General features: G+C 74.8%; 18 protein-coding genes. 6 read left to right on the top strand and 12 right to left on the bottom strand.

The features are described 5' to 3' along the window. The first annotated feature begins 373 nt into the window (after positions 1 to 373). Entirely contained in the window at positions 374 to 1,096 is a 723-nt protein-coding gene (locus ACQP60_RS09060; protein WP_429731007.1) for an AAA family ATPase, read from the top strand. A 37-nt stretch (positions 1,097 to 1,133) separates the two neighbouring features. Here ACQP60_RS09060 and ACQP60_RS09055 read toward each other — a convergent pair whose 3' ends face one another. Then, entirely contained in the window at positions 1,134 to 1,631 is a 498-nt protein-coding gene (locus tag ACQP60_RS09055) for a MarR family winged helix-turn-helix transcriptional regulator (RefSeq protein WP_429731004.1), read from the bottom strand. A 162-nt stretch (positions 1,632 to 1,793) separates the two neighbouring features. On the opposite strand from ACQP60_RS09055, the gene ACQP60_RS09050 reads away from it, so the two are divergent. After that, positions 1,794 to 2,552 (top strand): SDR family NAD(P)-dependent oxidoreductase, encoded by a 759-nt coding sequence (locus ACQP60_RS09050; RefSeq protein ID WP_429731001.1) that lies wholly within the window; start codon positions 1,794 to 1,796, stop codon positions 2,550 to 2,552. Positions 2,553 to 2,559: 7 nt separating this feature from the next. On the opposite strand, the gene ACQP60_RS09045 is transcribed toward ACQP60_RS09050, so the two are convergent. Beyond that, on the bottom strand, positions 2,560 to 3,663 hold the full coding sequence (locus ACQP60_RS09045; RefSeq protein WP_429730998.1) for a Gfo/Idh/MocA family protein: 1,104 nt from the start codon (positions 3,661 to 3,663) through the stop codon (positions 2,560 to 2,562). Then, positions 3,648 to 4,355, bottom strand: a complete 708-nt coding sequence (locus ACQP60_RS09040; protein WP_429730995.1) for a ThuA domain-containing protein — start codon at positions 4,353 to 4,355, stop codon at positions 3,648 to 3,650. Before ACQP60_RS09040 ends, ACQP60_RS09045 begins: the two co-directional genes overlap by 16 nt. A gap of 150 nt (positions 4,356 to 4,505) precedes the next feature. Between ACQP60_RS09040 and ACQP60_RS09035 the strand changes: the two genes are divergently transcribed. Genes ACQP60_RS09035 through ACQP60_RS09020 form a run of 4 tightly spaced genes read left to right on the top strand, consistent with a single transcriptional unit; the run spans position 4,506 to position 7,398 of the window. Beyond that, entirely contained in the window at positions 4,506 to 5,579 is a 1,074-nt protein-coding gene (locus tag ACQP60_RS09035; RefSeq protein WP_429730992.1) for a LacI family DNA-binding transcriptional regulator, read from the top strand. Between the two features lie 38 nt (positions 5,580 to 5,617). Further along, positions 5,618 to 6,217: a dihydrofolate reductase family protein gene (locus ACQP60_RS09030; protein WP_429730989.1), complete on the top strand. Its 600-nt coding sequence runs from the start codon at positions 5,618 to 5,620 to the stop codon at positions 6,215 to 6,217. Positions 6,218 to 6,268: 51 nt separating this feature from the next. Then, the gene (locus ACQP60_RS09025) at positions 6,269 to 6,601 is read left to right on the top strand and encodes a hypothetical protein (protein ID WP_429730987.1); all 333 of its coding nucleotides are present in this window, start codon (positions 6,269 to 6,271) and stop codon (positions 6,599 to 6,601) included. Between the two features lie 50 nt (positions 6,602 to 6,651). Then, a complete protein-coding gene (locus ACQP60_RS09020) occupies positions 6,652 to 7,398 on the top strand; it encodes a sulfite exporter TauE/SafE family protein (protein WP_429730984.1) in 747 nt (248 codons plus the stop codon). Positions 7,399 to 7,408: 10 nt separating this feature from the next. Here the strand turns inward: ACQP60_RS09020 and ACQP60_RS09015 are convergent, their stop codons facing one another. The 9 genes from ACQP60_RS09015 to ACQP60_RS08975 all read right to left on the bottom strand — a co-directional run bounded on the left by ACQP60_RS09015 (position 7,409) and on the right by ACQP60_RS08975 (position 14,586). Beyond that, positions 7,409 to 8,776 carry a threonine/serine exporter family protein gene (locus ACQP60_RS09015; protein WP_429730981.1) on the bottom strand — a complete coding sequence of 456 codons (1,368 nt, stop codon included), beginning with the start codon at positions 8,774 to 8,776 and terminating at the stop codon, positions 7,409 to 7,411. A gap of 80 nt (positions 8,777 to 8,856) precedes the next feature. Next, positions 8,857 to 9,876 carry a cation diffusion facilitator family transporter gene (locus ACQP60_RS09010; protein ID WP_429730978.1) on the bottom strand — a complete coding sequence of 340 codons (1,020 nt, stop codon included), beginning with the start codon at positions 9,874 to 9,876 and terminating at the stop codon, positions 8,857 to 8,859. Continuing rightward, positions 9,873 to 10,247 (bottom strand): ArsR/SmtB family transcription factor, encoded by a 375-nt coding sequence (locus tag ACQP60_RS09005; protein WP_429730975.1) that lies wholly within the window; start codon positions 10,245 to 10,247, stop codon positions 9,873 to 9,875. Before ACQP60_RS09005 ends, ACQP60_RS09010 begins: the two co-directional genes overlap by 4 nt. 58 nt (positions 10,248 to 10,305) lie before the next feature. Continuing rightward, the gene (locus tag ACQP60_RS09000; protein ID WP_429730972.1) at positions 10,306 to 10,428 is read right to left on the bottom strand and encodes a hypothetical protein; all 123 of its coding nucleotides are present in this window, start codon (positions 10,426 to 10,428) and stop codon (positions 10,306 to 10,308) included. Further along, entirely contained in the window at positions 10,425 to 11,378 is a 954-nt protein-coding gene (locus ACQP60_RS08995; RefSeq protein WP_429730969.1) for an alpha/beta hydrolase, read from the bottom strand. The genes ACQP60_RS09000 and ACQP60_RS08995 overlap by 4 nt, the downstream gene beginning before the upstream one ends. 77 nt (positions 11,379 to 11,455) lie before the next feature. Next, the gene (locus ACQP60_RS08990; protein WP_429730967.1) at positions 11,456 to 11,911 is read right to left on the bottom strand and encodes a nitroreductase/quinone reductase family protein; all 456 of its coding nucleotides are present in this window, start codon (positions 11,909 to 11,911) and stop codon (positions 11,456 to 11,458) included. A 165-nt stretch (positions 11,912 to 12,076) separates the two neighbouring features. Beyond that, positions 12,077 to 13,201, bottom strand: a complete 1,125-nt coding sequence (locus tag ACQP60_RS08985) for a M15 family metallopeptidase (RefSeq protein WP_429730963.1) — start codon at positions 13,199 to 13,201, stop codon at positions 12,077 to 12,079. Between the two features lie 208 nt (positions 13,202 to 13,409). Next, positions 13,410 to 14,054, bottom strand: coding sequence for a DUF305 domain-containing protein (locus ACQP60_RS08980; protein WP_429730960.1), 645 nt, complete (start codon positions 14,052 to 14,054; stop codon positions 13,410 to 13,412). Between the two features lie 79 nt (positions 14,055 to 14,133). Then, positions 14,134 to 14,586: a hypothetical protein gene (locus ACQP60_RS08975; protein ID WP_429730957.1), complete on the bottom strand. Its 453-nt coding sequence runs from the start codon at positions 14,584 to 14,586 to the stop codon at positions 14,134 to 14,136. Positions 14,587 to 14,620: the final 34 nt, after the last annotated feature.

The following is a 14,620-nucleotide window of genomic DNA, read 5'->3' as shown; positions in this document are numbered from 1 at the left end:
GAGTTCCAGGCCCCGATCAGGACAGCGTCGCGGCGCGGTTCGTCTAGTCCGACTCTCCGGGGACCGAGCCGGGCGGCGGGCCGGGGCTCTTCGGCTCGTCGAGGGGATCGGTCGTGGAGTTCGGCGTCCCTGGACGGGCCGGTGGGCCGGGGCTCTTCGGCTCGTCCAGGGGATCGTCGGCGCGACGCCTGGCCGGGTCGGTGGGCTTGCCGGGACTCGTCGGCGGACGCTGGTCGGAGTTCTCTGAGCCGCTCACGGTGTCTCCTTCGGTGGTGGACGGCGAGCTGCGCACTCCACCTGATCGTCGCGCGGGGGAGCCGTGGTCGCACGAGGTGGTGAAGTCGCGGTCCGTGCTGCGGGGCATGATGCCCTCGTGGACTTCTCGCAGCCGCCGGTGGTCCGGGTCGCGCCGGACGCCGAGCACCCGCTGCCGGCGGGCGTGTGGCCGCGCACCGTCCCCGCCGTCGAGCAGGTGCTGCGTGACGGGCTGGAGCTCGCGCCGGGCGTGACGTTCCTGGTGGGGGAGAACGGCAGCGGCAAGTCGACGCTCGTGGAGGCGGTGGCGGTCGCCTACGGGCTGTCTCCCGAAGGGGGGACGGCGCACGGCCGGCACTCGACCCGCGAGACCGAGTCGCCGCTGCACCGTGCCGTCCGGCTGCAGCGGGGCGTCGGGTCGGGGCGGTGGGGCTTCTTCCTGCGCGCGGAGACGATGCACGGCTGGTACACGTTCCTCGAGGAGCACCCGGGGCCGAGGGACCCGGTGTTCCACGAGATGAGCCACGGCGAGTCGTTCCTCGCGGTCCTCGAGTCCCGCTTCGACGGGCCGGGCCTGTACTGCCTCGACGAGCCGGAGGCGGCGCTCAGCTTCTCCTCCACGCTCAGCCTCATGAGCGTGCTCGAGGACCTCGCCGGGCACGGCGGCCAGATCCTCTGCGCCACGCACTCGCCCGTGCTGGCGGCACTGCCCGGCGCGACGATCCTGGAGGTCGGGCCGTGGGGCCTGCGGCCGACGACGTGGGACGACCTCGAGCTGGTGCAGCACTGGCGCGCCTTCCTCGACGCGCCCGGCCGCTACCTGCGTCACCTGCTCGGGTGAGCGTGTCGCCGGCGCGCCGACCCGGAGCGGGGGTGCGTCAGCGTGGCTGCCAGCCGCCGTCCTCCCGCACGGCGCGCCCGATCCGCCGGCTGATCTCCCGCAGCTGACGGGTCTGCGGCGCCGTCAGCCGGTCCAGCACCAGCTGGTGGACGAGGCGGACGTGGCCGGGGGTCGCGTCCCGGACCTTCGCCCGGCCGGGCTCGGTGAGGACGGCCAGGGTGTAACGCCCGTCCGAGGGGTCGGGGGTGCGCCGCATCCACCCCTGCCTTTCCAGACGCACGGCCGCCCGCGAGAGGCGGGAGAGCGTGCTGTTCGCATAGCCGGCCAGGACGCTCATCCGGAGGCTGCCGTCGGGCGCCTGGGCCAGCGCATACAGCACGCCGTACTCGAAGTGGGACAGCTGCGAGTCGCGCTGGAGCTGGGCGTCCAGCGCGGGCGGCAACCACTCCAGCACGGTCGCCAGGGCGGCCCAGGTCTCGAGCTCCTCGCCCGTGAGCTCCTCGGGTGCGACGGCGCGCGTCTCAGGGTCCTGCATGACCGTCAGCGTACGGGTTCTCAGCCCGACCAGTAGCCGAAGTGACTTGCTCAGGAAAGTCAATCCTGCCTAGTCTGCGCTTGCCTGGGCAAGTGAAGCAGGCGGACGACGACGACGGGAGGGCAGCAGGTGGACCTGGGGCTGGCAGGCAAGAGGGCGTTCGTGAGCGGGTCGACGCAGGGCATCGGCTTCGCCGTGGCCGCGACGCTGCTCGCCGAAGGGGCGTCGGTGGTCGTCAACGGGCGGACCGAGGGCGGCGTCGCGGCGGCGGTGCGACGGCTGGAGGCGGCGGTGCCCGGCGCCGCGGTGTCCGGGATCGCGGCGGACTTCGCGGAGCCCGACCAGGTCCGGCGGCTGATCGACACTCTGGGTGAGGTGGACGTCCTGGTGAACAACGTGGGCGTCTTCGACGTCCAGGCGTTCGAGGACGTGCCCGACGACGTGTGGCAGCGGTACTTCGACATCAACGTCATGAGCGGTGTGCGCCTGTCCCGGCACACGCTGCCCGGCATGCTGGACCGGGGATGGGGCCGTGTCGTGTTCGTGAGCAGCGAGTCCGGCGTGAACGTCCCCGCCGACATGATCCACTACGGGACGACGAAGGCCGGAGCGCTGGCCCTGGCCAACGGCCTGGCCAAGCTCACCCGAGGGACGGGCGTCACGGTCAACACGGTCCTCGGCGGTCCGACGTACTCCGACGGCGTCGCCCGGGCCGTCGAGGAGCTCTCTCGGGCCCAGGGCGTCCCCGCGGACCAGGTGCGGAGCGCGATCGAGGCGGCGAACCGGACGTCGCTCCTGCAGCGGTTCATCGAGCCGGCCGAGATCGCGCACCTCGTCGCCTACCTGGCGGGCACCGTCTCCTCGGCCACCAACGGCGCGGCCCTGCGCGCCGACGGTGGCGTGCTGACGACGACGCTCTGACAGCCCGTCAGACGCGCGGCGCGTCCGAGAGCGGCACGGCCGCGGGCCGTTCGCAGGTGCTGGCGACGGAGACGGGCGTCCCCTTCTCGGCGGCGGTGAGCAGCGACGTCATGACGTCGAGCACGTGGTACGCCAGGTCGCCGTTCGCCCGGGCGGTCTCGCCGGGCGGGGTGGCGGCCAGGTCGGCGAGGCCGTAGCCCCGGGCGGCGTCGCGGTAGCCGGCGCTCACGGGGAGGTCCTCCCACTCGCCGCCGAGCCGGTGCAGCTCGACGGTGCCGTCGAAGTTGTTGGGGTCCGGCACGACGAGCGACCCCTGGTCCCCGTGGACCTCGATGCGCGACGCGTGGGTCGCGACGGCGTCGAAGCTCATGACGAGCGTCGACAGGGCGCCGGACTCGTGCCGCAGCACGCCCGAGACGTGGGTGTCGACGTCGACCGGCACCTGCTCGCCCTCGCGCGGGCCGGACCCGATGGTGCGGGTCGTCCGCGCCCGGCTGGCGCTGCCGACCACGGACTCGACGGGTCCCAGCAGCGTGACCAGCGCCGTCACGTAGTAGGGGCCCATGTCCAGCAGCGGGCCGCCGCCGGGCTGGTAGTAGAAGTCCGGGTTCGGGTGCCAGCGCTCGTGCCCGGGCGTCACCATCGTCGCGGTCGCCGCGACGGGCGTGCCGACCAGGCCGTCGTCCACCGCCTTGCGCGCCGTCTGGACGCCGGTGCCCAGCACGGTGTCCGGGGCGCAGCCCACCCGCACACCCGCGGCGCGGCCGGCCTCGACGATCGCGCGGGCCTCGTCGGTGGTCGCGGCGAGCGGCTTCTCGCCGTACACGTCCTTGCCCGCCGCGATCGTCTTCAGGGCGATCTCGGCGTGCGCGGCGGGGATCGTCAGGTTGAGCACGACGTCGACCTCGGGGTCAGCGACGAGCTCGTCGACGGTGAGGGCACGCACGCCCTGCTCGGCGGCGACGGCGGCCGCCCGCGCGGCGTCGAGGTCCGCGACGGCGACGAGCCGCACGGCCGGGTCCTCCGCTGCCGCGAGCCGCTCGAACGTGCTCAGGTACGCGCCGGAGATCGCCCCGACGCCCACGATGCCGATCCTCAGCGGCTGGCCCACAGGATGCCCCTCTCGATGATGGTGCGGACGTTCGGGTCGTTCACGACGTCGAGGCTGTGCCCCGGCGTGGACACGAAGACGCGGCCGTCGCCCCACTGGCGCGTCCACACCGCCGGGCAGGTCACGGGCCGGTGCCACGGCTGGTAGTCCGGCGCGGCGATCGTGGTGGTCGCCAGCACGTCGTTGTACTCGTCGGTGAGCACCCAGTACTGCTCGGTGGTGAGCTCGAAGTCGGAGATCCCCGCGACGATCGGGTGGTCGGCCTGCTCCGGAACGATGTCCACCGTGTACCGCACGAAGCAGTCCGTGCCGTCGCCGGGGAGCTCCTCGCGCGGCGCCTTGGCCGGGTGCGTGGCGAACTGCCCACCGATGAGGTGCAGGTAGTCGGCGCTGCTGCGGTACGCGTCGGCGATGCCGCCGTGCCAGCCCGCGAGGCCGGTGCCCGCCCGGACGGCGGCGGTCAGGCCGCGCAGCTCGTCGTCGGCGATGGTGCTCATCGTGACGGTCTGCACGACGACGTCCACGCCGGCCATGTAGTCGGCGTCGGCGTACACGGTGGTCTCGTCCTCGACGTGCACCTCGTAGCCGTGCTCGGTGAGGAACGGGACGAACGAGTCGGTGGTCTCCACGGGCTGGTGCCCGTCCCACCCGCCCCTCACGACCAGCGCCCGTCGCTGTCTGCGGTCTGCCATCTGCAACTCCCATTGTTGCGCAACTTCATGGTGTCTCTCGGATGTGCCCGACGAGTCTTCCACGGAGCAACGCCGGCCATCAAGAGCTGTCTCGAGGAGGCGCTGTCGAGTTAGTTGCGCAACTTCTGACGCCGCCGCTAGGGTCCCTGTGTGCCCGCCGACCGTCCCACCACGCTCGCCGACGTCGCCGCCGCCGCCGGGACCACCGTCCCGACCGTCTCCAAGGTGCTGCGCGGCCGCTCCGACGTCTCCGCCGCGACCCGCGCCCGCGTGATGGCCGCCGTCGACGACCTCGGTTACCGCGGCCGGGCGGGCCGGGGCCTGGCCCCGCGGGGCGACCGGCCGCCGCTGGTGGACCTCGTGCTCAGCGGCGTGGACGGCACCTGGGCCAACCGCGCGCTCAGCGGCGTCGAGCAGGCGGCCACCGCGGCCGGCCTCGACATCGTCGTCTCCGTGGCGCGGCAGCCCGACGACGCGTGGCTCACGCGCCTGCTCGCGCGCCACTCGCGCGGGGCCGTCGTCGCGCTCGTCGACACGACCCGCGAGCAGCTGGCCACCCTCACCGCGGCGCGCGTCCCCGTCGTCCTGCTCGACCCGGTGACCCAGCCGCCGCGGACCGTCGCGAGCGTCGGCGCCACCAACTGGGCCGGAGGGCGGGCGGCCGCCGAGCACCTGCTGGGCCTGGGGCACCGGCGGCTCGCCGTCCTCGGGGGGCGGCGCCGGCACCTGTACAGCCAGGCCCGCGTGGACGGCTTCCGCTCCGCGGCCGCGGAGGCGGGCGCCGACCTGCCCGACGACCGCGTCGTGCACGGCGACTGGACGCGCGCCGGCGCCGCCGCGCTCGCGGCCGGCCTGCTCGCCGGCCCGGACCGCCCGACCGCCGTCTTCGCCTGCTCGGACACGATGGCCCTCGGGGTGTACGACGCCGTGGCCGCCGCCGGGCTGCGCGTGCCGGACAACCTCGCCGTCGTCGGCTTCGACGACCTGCCCGAGGGGGAGTGGGTCCGCCCCGGGCTCACGACCGTGCACCAGCCGATCGCGGAGATGGGCGCCGCGGCGCTGCGGATGCTCCTGCGCCTCGGCGACGAGCCGCCCGCGCAGCCACCCGTGGACGCACCGCGCGAGGAGCTCGCCACCACCCTCGTGGTCCGCGGCTCGACGGCGCCGCCGCCGGCGGCGGGCGCGGATGTCGAGAACCGTCGCGCGGCTCCGTCCCCGGGGTGAGGTGCCCGTCCGGGGCGCCCGGACCGAAGGAGCCGACCATGTCGCACCCCACCGGCCGCACGGTGGCCGCCAACCTCAGCCTCAGCCTCGACGGCCGGTACCACGGCCCCGGCGGGCCGGCTGACTTCGGGGCGTTCCTGCCGTACGTCGCCACGGACACCGCGCGGGACCAGATGACCCGGATGTGCGCAGCCGCGACGACGGCGGTGCTGGGGCGCGTCAACGCGGAGGGCTTCCTGGGCTACTGGCCGTCCGTCGCGGACGACGCGGACGCCGACCCGCGCGACCGGGCGTACGCGCGCTGGCTGGTCGACACGGAGAAGGTCGTGCTCTCGCGCACCCTCGCGACGTCGCCGTGGCCACGGGCCCGGGTCGTGGACGCGCCCGCACCCGACGTCGTGCGGGAGCTCCGGGGCGCGGGCGCCGGCGAGATCCTCGTGAACAGCAGCCCGAGCGTGATCAAGCCGCTGCTCGCCGCGGACCTGGTCGACCGGCTGTACCTCCTGGTCGTCCCGGCGATCGTCGGTGGTGGCGAGCGCCTGTTCGACGACGGCCTGCCGGGCACCACCTGGACGGTGTCCTCGCAGGTCGTGGGTGCGCAGGGGGAGGTTGCCGCGGTCTACGACCGGGTACGGTGACGGCACGACCGGCGCCGTGGTGCGCCGTCCCGACTCGAAGGAGAGCATCCCATGCCCACCACCAGGAAGATCCTCACCGCCGCCGCCGGTCTCGGTCTCGCCGCGGGCCTCGTGGCGACGGCGGCGTCGGCCTCGGCCGCGGAGTCGTACGGCGACGTGACGTTCTGGGCGACGACGTCGTTCACCGGGCAGTCGGTCACCCTCCCGGTCACGGACGGCTGCACCAGCCTCCCGTTCGTCGCCCACGCCGAGTACAACGCGAGCTCCACCGGCATCGACGTCTACGCGACGCCCGACTGCAGCGGCCCCGCGCTGCACTTCCCGACGACGGACATCCACAGCTTCGGCGGTTTCGACGGCCTGAGCTTCCGCGCCTCGAGCTGACGCGCGGACCCCGCGCCCGCCGACGGCCCGCCCGCGACTACGCTGCCCCGGTGCTCGAACCCGCCCCCCTGATCACCGGACTGCCGTGGACCGGGTGGGCCGTCGTCGTCCTCGTCGCGCTGCTCGTCGGCTTCTCGAAGACGGCGCTGGGTGGGCTGGGCATGATCGCGGCGGCGCTCATGGCGCTCGTCGTCCCGGCGAAGGAGTCCACCGGCGCGGTGCTGCTGCTCCTCGTCACGGGCGACCTGGTCGCGATCTGGGCCTACCGCAAGCACGCGGACTTCCGGGTGATCGGGCGGCTGCTCGCGCCGGTGCTGGCCGGCGTGGCGCTCGGCGCGGCGTTCCTCACGTGGGTCAGCGACGACGTCATGCGCCGCACGATCGGCGGCATCCTGCTGGCCCTGCTGGTCCTCAACCTCTGGCGCGACCGGCTGCGGGTCGACACGCGCGCCGCGACGCTCGGGTACGGCGGCCTGGCGGGCTTCACGACGATGGTCGCGAACGCCGGCGGCCCGCCGATGAGCCTCTACCTGCTGGCCGCGCGCTACGAGAAGTGGCGGTTCCTCGGCACGACGGCGTGGTTCTTCTTCACGGTGAACGTCATCAAGCTGCCGGTCGCCGTCGGCGTCGGGATCGTCGGCGCGGACACGGTGGGGCTGTGGGCCGTGCTGGCGCCGGTCGTGCTGGTCGGCACCTGGATCGGCCGGCGCGTCATCGGGCACGTGGACCAGCAGCTCTTCGAGCGCCTCGTCACCGTGCTGGTGGCGGTCGCGGCCCTCAACCTGCTGCTGCTCTGAGGCGGCCCCGTCACGTCGGCCGCAGGCCCCAGCGGGCCGGCGCCATCGTGTAGATCTGCCGGTACAGCGCGGTGCCGACGAGGACGCCGAGCGCGATGGCGACGATCGACCCGGCGATGGTGGGCAGGCTCGTGGAGCTGACGGCGTCGCCGCTGGCGGTCTGGGTGAGACCGATCAGCCCGGTGGCGCCGGGCACGAGCAGCCAGAACGCGGGGAGGAAGCAGACGACGGCGGGCGGGGCGCCCTTGACGGTCTGCACCAGGTACGCGCACAGCGTGAGCGCGGCGGCGCCGAGGAAACCGCTGTAGACGCCGCTGGTGACGGTCGCGCCGACGACCTGCCCGCCGTACGCCACCAGCAGCACGACGGTGAGGAAGAAGAGCGACCGGGGCGGCCCGCAGTGGTACAGGAAGATGCCGAGCGAGAAGAGCAGCACGCCGACCCACGGCTGGAACGCCCCGAGCGTCGTGGGGGAGGAGGCCAGCGCGTCGGCGCTGGGCACGTGGGTGATCGCCAGGGCCGCGAGGATCCCGAACGCGAGGAACAGCAGCTGCGCCAGGCCGGAGACGAGGCGGCTGGACCCGGCGACCATGTCTCCCGCGGCCAGCTCCTGCACCCCGGTGGTGAGCGCCGCCCCGGGCAGCAGCGTGACCAGCGGGGGCACCAGCACCTGCAGCGGCTCGCTCACGACGGCGGTGTCCGCGAGCCCGAAGACGAGCAGCGCCAGCACGAACGCGGTGACGACGGGGAGCAGGGTCGCGGCGTACGTGCCGGGCCGCACGGTGAGCTTGACCGCGCCCACCAGCACGCCGAGCACGAACGCGTACAGCAGGCTGACGGGGTTGCCGCCCAGCAGCACGAGGCCCAGCCCCGCCGCGGCCAGCCCGTGCCCGGCGGTGCGCACCCAGCGCGGGAACCGCGGGTGCGCGTCCCGGACCTGCTGCAGCCGCTGCACCCCCTCCGACGCGTCGATCCGGCCCGCGACGGCGTCGTCCACGACGGCGTACACCTGCGCGGCGCGGTCGAAGCGGACCTCGCCCCCGGCGGACTCGGCGACGTCGAACCGGGTCTCGGTGTCGCCCGGCATCTTGATGAGGATCAGCGTCGGGAACACGAACAGCGTGGTCTGCGGCGACCCGAGCGCGACGGCGACCCGCTTGAGCGTGTGCTGGATGTCCGTGGCCGCCGTCCCGACCGTGAGCAGCGCGCCCCCGAGCAGCACCAGGAACTCCTGGAGCCGCTCGGACGCGGCGTCCACCACGGGCTCCGCCTCGAGCGACCGGCGTCGCAGCGAGAAGCGCCGCAGGTGGAGGTGCCGGGGCCACCGTCGCGGCGGCGGGCTCGCCGGACGGACGTCGTCGTCGCCGTCTCCGGTCACCGTGCCTCGCCCTCTCCCGACGGGTGCCGCATCGCGCTCGCCACCCTAGGGCCGGACCCGGAGGGCGACCACCGGACCCGTCAGCCCGCCCGCGGCACCAGGTCGACCGTCCCCACGCCCGGCAGGGCGTCGATGACGGCGTGCTCGCCCGCTGCGCCGATGACGTCGGCGTCCGCGACGGCGGCGCCGGGTGCGACGCGGATCGTCGCCTGGACCGCGAGGCGGTGGCCGGTCCAGCGCAGGCGGAGGTTCTCCACGGCCTCGACGCCCGGCACCTCCGACAGGGCGTGACGCGCGCGGAGCGTGAGGTCGGGGTCGACGCCGTCGAGCAGCCGTCGCCCGACGTCCCGGGCGGTGCCCCACAGCAGCACGACGATCGCGGCGGTGATGAGCAGGCCGACGACCGGGTCGGCGAGCGGGAGTCCGGCCCACACGCCCAGGGCGCCGACGACGACCGCGAGCGAGGTGAACCCGTCCGTGCGGGCGTGCACGCCGTCGGCGACGAGCGCCGCGGAGCCGATCCGGCGGCCGACCCGGATGCGGTAGACCGCCACCGCCTCGTTGCCGGCGAAGCCGACCACGCCGGCGGCGACCACCCAGCCGAGGTTCGCCAGCGGCTGCGGGTCGGCGAGCCGACGGACCGACTCGATCCCGGCCACCAGGGCGGACAGGGCGATCATCGCGACGATGAACAGCCCGGCGAGATCCTCGGCGCGGCCGTACCCGTGCGTGTAGCGGGAGGTGGCGGCGCGGCGGCCGAGCACGAACGCGATCCACAGCGGCACCGCGGTGAGGGCGTCGGAGAAGTTGTGGATCGTGTCGGCCAGCAGGGCCACCGACCCGCTGATCGCGACGATGCCGAGCTGCGCGGCCGCCGTCAGGCCGAGGACGACGAGGCTGGCCTTGACGGCCCGGATGCCCTGCCCGCTCGCCTCCAGCGCGTCGTCGATGGAGTCCGCCGCGTCGTGCGAGTGTGGCACGAACACGTCGTGCAGCCAGCCGCGGAGCCCGGTCGAGTGCTCGTGCTGGTGGTCATGGTCGTGCTCATGGTCGTGCTGGTCGTGCTCGTGGGTGCGGCCCGGTGAGGGGTGGGTCGTCATGACACGGAGCCGTGGTCGTCGGGGTGCGCCGCGTGGTGCGCGGGCGTGGCGTCGACGGCGTGCTGCGCCTGGAACACCGCCTGGGTGACGAGCTTGCGCGCGTGCTCGTCGACGAGCGAGTAGAAGACGCGGTTGCCGTCCTGTCGCGCCCGGACGATCCGGCCCCACCGGAGCTTCGCGAGGTGCTGCGAGACGGCGGTCGGGGACTTGTCGACGACGTCGGCGAGGTGGTTGACCGACATCTCCTCGCCGCGCAGGGCCAGGATGATCCGCACGCGGGTCGGGTCGGCGAGCAGGGCGAACACCTCGACGGCCAGGTCGACGTACGCCGAGCTCTCGTCGAACGTGCACGACTTCGTATCTTCGCTCATACGCAGATAGTAGACCGGGGGTCCCGTCCGGTGTCCAGGCGCCCGCCCGGGCCGCGCGTCAGTGCCCGAGGAAGACGACGACGGCGTAGGTGACCGCGGCCGTGGCCGCCGCTAGCAGGGCCAGGGCGATCCAGCCGACGACGCGTCGTGCGCGCCCGGCGCGCGGTGCTGGCTCGGTCATCCGGTCCGGTCCTCCAGGAAGTCGAGCGTGGCGTCGAACGACCGGACGGCCTGCGGACGGTCGAAGTCGAACTGGTACTCGTGCCCGAGGCCTTCGCCCTCGTCCCAGAACAGGGTCTCGGTCGGGACGCCGCGCCCCTCGAGCGCGGTCGCGAGCTCGCGCCCCTGGCTCTCGAACGGGTCCGCGTCGCCGACGGTGAGGTAGGTCGGCGGGTAGTCCGCGGTCGCCTGCTCCGTGGTGGAGAGCTGGTCGGCGAACGGGGCGTCCGCCCAGTCGCGGTGGCCCGTGTACGCCCAGAGGAACGTGCGCAGGCCGGGGAAGCCGGTGGCGGCCAGGGTGTCCAGGTCGTACGCGCCGCAGTACAGGACGACGCCGCGCAGGCGGTCCGTCGGCACGCCCGGGGTGAGGCCGAGGTCGGCGGCGAGCCCGGGGTTCGTCTGCACGGCGGCCAGCTGGCTCGCGATCTGCGCGCCCGCGGAGTCGCCGCCCAGGACGACGCGCGCGGGGTCGCCGCCGTACTCCCCGATCCGGTCCTGCACGAAGCCGAGCGCGGCGTTGGCCTGCCGCACCGGCACGGGGTACTGCGCCTCCGGGGCCAGCGTGTAGTCCACGCTGACGACCGTGTACCCGCGGCTCGCGAGCAGGACGGAGAAGTCCTCGACGGTCGCGGGCGAGCCCGAGACGAAGCCCCCGCCGTGCACCCACACCACCACCGGGTGCGGCCCCTCGGCCCGCGGCGCGTACACGACGACGCTCGCGTCGGGGGCGTCCGGGGTGGGGATCGGCACCGTCTGCGGCGCTGCGACCTTCGCCCGCGCGTCCTCGACGTCGGGCGGCGGCGTGACCCCGGGTGCGGAGTCGAACAGCGCCCGCAGCATCGCCGCGCCCGGCTGCACGGACACCTGGTACCAGCCGAGCGCGAGCAGCACCCCGAGCAGGACGGCGATCACGGCCCGGAGCGTGCGCCGCAGCCAGGGCCGGCCCCCGCGTGCCGGCGGCCCGGGTCCGTCCGTGGCGGTCACGACGCTCAGCGCCGGGTCAGGCGGATGACCGGGAGCTCGCGGTCCGTCCGCTCCCCGTACCGCGCGAAACCGGGCGCGGTGGCGACGATGGTCCGCCACACCTCGGCGCGCTCCTCGCCGTGCAGCTCGGTGGCGGAGACCGGGACCTTCTCGCCGCCCGTCTCGACGGTCGCGCGGTCGGGGGCGGCCGCCAGGTTCAGGTACCAGGCCGGGTTCTTCGCCGCGCCGGCCGCGGAGGCGACCACGTACCAGGACCCGTCGCCGGCCGGGAAGGACGCGACCGGCACCGGCCGCTCCTCGCCGCTCCTCCGACCGATCGTGGTCAGCACGAGCGTGTCACCTGCCCCTGCCCGGCTGCTCCGCCGCCGGATCCGGTGCGCCATCCGCCGGTTCATCCAGGCGAGGAACGGGCCGCGCGGCTGCCGCGCCCCGCGCGTGCCCTGCGGGTGGGTGAAGGTCATCGGCTCCTCCGCCGTCGTCGACGTCGTCGCTGGTCAGGGTGTCCGGCCCGACTGTACGCCCGGGCTCGCGACGGCGCCCGTGGGCGTCGTCGGGCGCGTCGACGGTCCCGGGAGCGGGCTGCGGCACCGACATCGCGCCGAGGTCCGCACGTCGCGCCCGACCGGTCAGTAGCCGCCCATCTGCGTGACGCCCGCGGTGTACTCCCAGTGCCACGGCTCGTACTTCGAGCCGCCGGGCCGGGCCCAGTCGGGGTTGTCCCAGCCGTAGGCGGGGGCGTTCGCGGCGAGCCAGTCCCACCGGGAGCCGGAGTAGGTCTCGGGGCAGATGTCGACGGCGAGGCCCCAGCCGTGGTTCGACGTGCCGGGCACGGCCGCGAGGTATCCCTTGGCGGCCTTGGTCGCGACCTGCTGCGAATAGCTGCGGAAGCCGTCCGTGATGCACATGGACTCGCCCCACGCCGCCTTGTAGGCCTCGTTGAGCTCGGCGAGCGCGACGGCCGCGTCGGCGCGGACCTGCGTGCGCCCGTCCCACAGGGTGCACAGCTCGCTGGACGGGATCTGCCCGTTGGAGCCGGTGCCGGCGGCCTTGCCGTCGCAGCCCGGCAGCACGGGCGGGGGCGCCTCGATCTCGCCCCGGGCGAGCTTCTCGACCGACATCTTCGCCTTGTCGGACACCGTGACGGTCGCGCCGGCCGCGGTCTGCTGCACGGTCGAGACCTTCGCGACCGCGGCCCGAGCGCCGCTGCGCGACGCACCGCCGTCGCGGTCGTCGACGGCGGCGGCCGCCGCGGCGGTGATCGCCTCGAGCGAGCCCGTCGTCGGCTGGTCGTCGGGCTCTGGCGCCGAGGCCTGCGGCGCGATGGCGGTGAGCGTCGTGGTGGTCGCGACGGCGACGGTCAGCCCGACGCCCAGTCCCGCCAGGCGGCCCGGGACGCGCTTGCGCGCCGACTTGCGCACCGGACGGCGCTCCGAGCGGGTCGTCTCGCCGCGGGTGGTCTCGCTGCGCGGGGTCGCGCGGCCGGCGGCGGGCCGCACGGGGTCGAACACGTGGGCGTGCACGACGGCGGGCGCGGCCGTCGCCGGGGCGTGCACGGGGGCGGCGGGCGCGACGGGGGACGCGGCGGGGAAGGGAGCGGCAGGGGTCGCGGGGCGGGTCGGGGCGGGCTCGCGCACCGGCTCCGGCACGTGCCGGACGGCGGTGACGGGGCGGCTGCGCCCGCCGCGTCCGGGGTCGCGACGGCTCGGGTACGTGCGGGTGGCGGGGGCCGGTGCGGGCTGGGTCTGCGTCATCGCGCGGCCTGCGCCGACGCGTCGGACGGAGCGGGTGCGCCGCGGTGCGCGGTGCTCCTGTGAACGTGGGTTGTCATGCGACCTCTCCTGCTGCCTGAACCACCGGCCCGGAGGAACGTACCGCACCGGCGGGTGGAATGTCACGAAACGATCACGAGCTGGTCGGCCCGCGGTGACCCGGGCCGTCGGGGCCCGGGTCACCGGTGCGTCACCGGGACGCCAGGAGGTCCCGCATCTGCTGGATCTCGGCCGTCTGGGTGTCGACGACGGCCTGCGCCATCTCGACGGCGCCGGCGTGCCGGCCGCCGGACACCTCGGCCTGCGCCATCTCGACCGCGCCCTCGTGGTGGGCGACCATCTGCTCGAGGAACAGCCGCTCGGCGTCCGTCCCGGTCGCGTCCCCGAGGGCCTGCAGGTCCTCGGGCGACATCATGCCCGCCATGCCGTGGTCGCCGTGGCCCGAGCCGGCGCCGGCCTCGGGGTCGGCGCCCCAGTCGTCGAGCCAGCCGGTGAGCGTGTCGATCTCGGGGCCCTGGGCGGCCTTGATCTGCTCCGCCAGGCCGACCAGCTCGGGGCTGATGCCGTCCTTGGCGAGCAGGGCGTCGGACATCTCGATCGCCTGCTCGTGGTGGGGGAGCATCATCTGCGCGAACATCACGTCGGCGGCGTTGGCCGCGGCGTCCGAACCGGCGTCGGTAGGCGCGTCGGACGAGGCGCCGGCGGTGGGGGACATGCCGTCCATGCCGTCCATGCCGTGGCCGGTGCCGTCGTCCATGCCGCACGCGGCGAGCGTGAGGCCGACGGCGAGGACGAGCGCGGGCACGCGGGCGCGCGCGAGGAACGTGTGGGTCATGGGGTCGTGCCTTTCTCGGGGTTCTCGGTGGGAGTCGCGGCGGGCCGGCGCCCCGGTCTGGGGGCGGGCCCGGGCGGTCCTACGTCCGAGAGATCCCGAGGGCGTGCAGGCTGGGGCCGGCCGCCGGGAGCGAGAGGGCCGGGAGCGGGAGCCACGCCACGGCGCGCGGGCCCTCGGCGCGCAGCAGCGCGCGGGCGCCGGGGCCGACGAGCGTGAGCAGCACCGCCAGGATCATGAGGCACATGGCCGTGACCAGCTCGTGCCCGCCGCAGCCGCCGGCGCCGCACCCGGTGGGGGCGTCGGAGCTGTGCACGGCCGGGGCGTCGGCGTGCGTCGTCGTGCCCGCCGTCGTGCCCGGTGCCGTGTGGGCCTGGGTCACCACGGCGACGGGGGCGTGGTGCTCGGCGTGCCGGGTCGCGGAGCCGCTCATGGCGTGCATGAGGACGACGCCGACGACGAGCGCGAGCACGAGCAGCACGCCGGCCAGGCGCCCGCGACGACTCGTCAGCAGGGGGCGCACGGTGCGGATCATGCGTCCTCCCTCGCGTGATCGTCGTGGCGGGTTC

The organism is Isoptericola variabilis (assembly GCF_050311655.1).
GTDB classification, from domain to species: Bacteria; Actinomycetota; Actinomycetes; order Actinomycetales; family Cellulomonadaceae; genus Isoptericola; species Isoptericola variabilis.
Note: the sequence above shows the minus strand (reverse complement) of the source record. Positions and strands in the feature narration are given on the sequence as shown.

Coding starts and splice junctions, on each gene's coding strand:
- ACQP60_RS09055 (WP_429731004.1), bottom strand. CDS start 1,631: ATGCAGGACCCTGAGACGCGCGCCGTCGCACCCGAGGAGCTCACGGGC.
- ACQP60_RS09040 (WP_429730995.1), bottom strand. CDS start 4,355: ATGGCAGACCGCAGACAGCGACGGGCGCTGGTCGTGAGGGGCGGGTGG.
- ACQP60_RS09030 (WP_429730989.1), top strand. CDS start 5,618: ATGTCGCACCCCACCGGCCGCACGGTGGCCGCCAACCTCAGCCTCAGC.
- ACQP60_RS09025 (WP_429730987.1), top strand. CDS start 6,269: ATGCCCACCACCAGGAAGATCCTCACCGCCGCCGCCGGTCTCGGTCTC.
- ACQP60_RS09010 (WP_429730978.1), bottom strand. CDS start 9,876: ATGACGACCCACCCCTCACCGGGCCGCACCCACGAGCACGACCAGCAC.
- ACQP60_RS09005 (WP_429730975.1), bottom strand. CDS start 10,247: ATGAGCGAAGATACGAAGTCGTGCACGTTCGACGAGAGCTCGGCGTAC.
- ACQP60_RS09000 (WP_429730972.1), bottom strand. CDS start 10,428: ATGACCGAGCCAGCACCGCGCGCCGGGCGCGCACGACGCGTCGTCGGC.
- ACQP60_RS08990 (WP_429730967.1), bottom strand. CDS start 11,911: ATGACCTTCACCCACCCGCAGGGCACGCGCGGGGCGCGGCAGCCGCGC.
- ACQP60_RS08985 (WP_429730963.1), bottom strand. CDS start 13,201: ATGACGCAGACCCAGCCCGCACCGGCCCCCGCCACCCGCACGTACCCG.
- ACQP60_RS08980 (WP_429730960.1), bottom strand. CDS start 14,054: ATGACCCACACGTTCCTCGCGCGCGCCCGCGTGCCCGCGCTCGTCCTC.
- ACQP60_RS08975 (WP_429730957.1), bottom strand. CDS start 14,586: ATGATCCGCACCGTGCGCCCCCTGCTGACGAGTCGTCGCGGGCGCCTG.